The organism is Gammaproteobacteria bacterium, assembly GCA_013696315.1.
Taxonomy (GTDB): domain Bacteria; phylum Pseudomonadota; class Gammaproteobacteria; order JACCYU01; family JACCYU01; genus JACCYU01.
On record JACCYU010000042.1, the window covers coordinates 1 to 2,711 of the forward strand.

Below are 2,711 nucleotides of genomic sequence, written 5' to 3' on the forward strand. Positions count from 1 at the left end.
TGAGGAGGAGCAAACCAACAACTACATCGCCTACGGGACTTACTCGATCGCGGAGGAGTTGAACGCGGGGGCATACGTCGTTGTTCGCGATGACCGGTCGGCTGAGGAGGACAGTCCCATCCTGTTCGGGATCCATTCAGGTGGCGAGCTGACTGACGCCCTTGAATACTGGCTTGAGGCCGCGTACGCGCGGGGAAGAAACGGTTCGGCTGAGGTCGAAGGATACGGTTTCGATCTCGGCTCTAAATTCGAGTTCGATCTACCGCTGGCGCCATCCATCACGTTTGGCTACGCATTCGGCACCGGCGACGGCGATCCGGATAACGATGTAGACCGGAGCTTCAGGCAGACCGGACTGCAGAACAATGAAGATGACTTCAAGTATTACGGAGAGCTGTTCGATCCTGAGCTTAGCAATCTCGCGATCTTTACGGTTGGCGCGGGTACCACACCAACCGAGCAAAGCTATGTCGATCTCGTCTATCACGACTATCGCCAGCACAAGGCCGCCGACAGCTTGCGCGACGCGGGCATCGACGCCGTCCCAAACGGGAAGAGCAAAGACTTGGGCAGCGAGCTTGATCTGATCCTCGGATACGAACACAGGCGCTTAGAGCTCGCTTTGAACCTCGGCTACTTCATGCCCGGCCAAGCTTTCGCGCCGGCCTTCGAACCCAGCTTTCTGGCCCGCTTCGAGGCGCAGTTTGGCTTTTGAGCCCGTCAAAGCGCCCGCACGTTTCTTTTCCGCGGCTCGAAAGGCTTACCGTGGTGCTTATGGCTTAGGGCCGGTTATCCACCGCTTCCCCTTCCTTCTTGACGGGCATCATGTCCGCCTTGCTCACGCCCAACAGCACCGCGTAGGTGCTCGCGACATAAACGGACGAATACGTGCCGATCAGAATGCCCACGATCAGCGTGAACGAGAACGCCGCCAGCACCTCACCGCCCAGGAAGTAAAGCGCCGACAATACCAGCAGGGTCGAGACGCCGGTCATGATGGTGCGCGCCAGAGTCTCGTTAATGGAGATATCCACGATCTCCACCACCGATCGTTTGCGGATCTTGCGGAAATTCTCGCGGATGCGATCGAACACGACGATAGAGTCGTTCAGCGAGTAACCGATGATGGTCAGCACCGCTGCCAGCACATTGAGATCAAAACTCAAGCCTGAAAGGGACAGCACCGCCAGGGTGAAGATGACATCGTGCACCAGCGCGATGACCGCGCCCAGCGCGAATCGCCACTCGAAGCGCATGGACACGTAGATCAGAATGCCGATCAGCGCATAAAGCAGCGCGAGACCGCCCTGCTCGCGCAATTCCTCGCCCACCTGCGGCCCGACGAATTCCACGCGCAGCATCTCCACGTCCGCGTCTTTTGCGCGCAATGCCTCCAGCACATGATCGCTGAGCTCCGCGGGATTCTCGCCCGCGCGCGGGGGAATGCGGATCAGCACCTCGCTGGACGTGCCGAAGTGATGCGCGATCGAGTCTTCGAAACCGGCGCCCTCCAGGGTCTCACGCAGCTCGCCCAGGTCCACCGCCTGTGGATAGGCTACTTCGATCACGGTGCCGCCGGTAAAGTCGATGCCGAAATTGAAGCCGCGCGTGACGAACAATGCGACTGACACGACCAGCACCGTGAGCGACACCCACATGGCGACCCGCCGATAGCGCATGAATGCTATCGTCGGCGTTTTCTTTAGAAATTCCATGACGAATCGCTCCTCAGATAGCGAGCCGCGGCTTGCGACGGCGCCCGTAAATCAGATTGACAATCGCGCGGGTGCCCATGATGGCGGTAAACATGGAGCACGCGAGTCCGATCGTGAGCGTCAGCGCAAAGCCCTTGATCGGCCCGGTGCCGAAACCGAACAGCACCACCGCCGCGATCAGCGTCGTGACATTGGAATCGAGGATGGTGCCAAACGCGCGGTGATACCCTGCCTTGATGGCGGACTGCGGCGAATTGCCGTTCCTCAACTCCTCGCGTATGCGCTCGTTGATCAGCACGTTGGCGTCCACCGCCATGCCTACCGTAAGCACGATGCCGGCGATACCCGGCAAGGTAAGGGTCAGCCCCGGCACGATGGACATGATGCCGATCAGCAGTATCAGGTTCGCCAGCAGCGCCACGCTCGCGATCAGACCGAACACGCGGTAATAAACCGTCATAAAGATCACCACCAGCACAAAACCAATGACCACCGACATGAAGCCGTCCTTGATGTTCTGCGCGCCTAAGCTGGGGCCGATGGTGCGCTCCTCGACGATGGTCATGGGTGCGGCGAGCGCGCCCGCGCGCAGCAGCAGCGCCAGATCACGCGCCTCCGTGGTCGAATCCAGGCCGGTGATCTGGAAACGCCGGCCGAGCTGCTCTTGAATGCGCGCCACATTGATGACTTCTTCCACCGTGCGCGTCACCTGCACTTCGCGACCGCCGCGCTGCACGGTTTCGGGTTTGGTTTCGATGAACACCACACCCATCAACTTGCCGACATTCTGTCCGGTGGCGTCGCTGAACAGTCGCGCGCCCTCGCCGTTCAAGGTGATGAACACGGCCGGCCCGCTGGTCTGCGAATCGATGCCAGACGACGCATCGGTGATGTAATCGCCGGTCAGCATCACGTCGCTCTTGAGCAACACCGGGTTGCCGTCGCGCTCCTGATAGAGTTCGGTGCCCAGCGGCGCGCGCCCGCTCTCCTCGGCGG

The 2,711-nt window shown here is 60.4% G+C and carries 3 protein-coding genes; 1 reads left to right on the top strand and 2 read right to left on the bottom strand.

Annotation, left to right across the window (positions count from 1 at the left end):
- On the top strand, positions 1 to 715 hold a 715-nt coding region (locus tag H0V34_02835; GenBank protein ID MBA2490673.1), incomplete at its 5' end, for an alginate export family protein.
- A 64-nt stretch (positions 716 to 779) separates the two neighbouring features.
- On the opposite strand, the gene secF is transcribed toward H0V34_02835, so the two are convergent.
- Complete coding sequence (gene secF / locus H0V34_02840) at positions 780 to 1,715, bottom strand: protein translocase subunit SecF (GenBank protein ID MBA2490674.1); 936 nt, start codon at positions 1,713 to 1,715, stop codon at positions 780 to 782.
- Between the two features lie 13 nt (positions 1,716 to 1,728).
- On the bottom strand, positions 1,729 to 2,711 hold a 983-nt coding region (gene secD / locus H0V34_02845), incomplete at its 5' end, for a protein translocase subunit SecD (protein MBA2490675.1).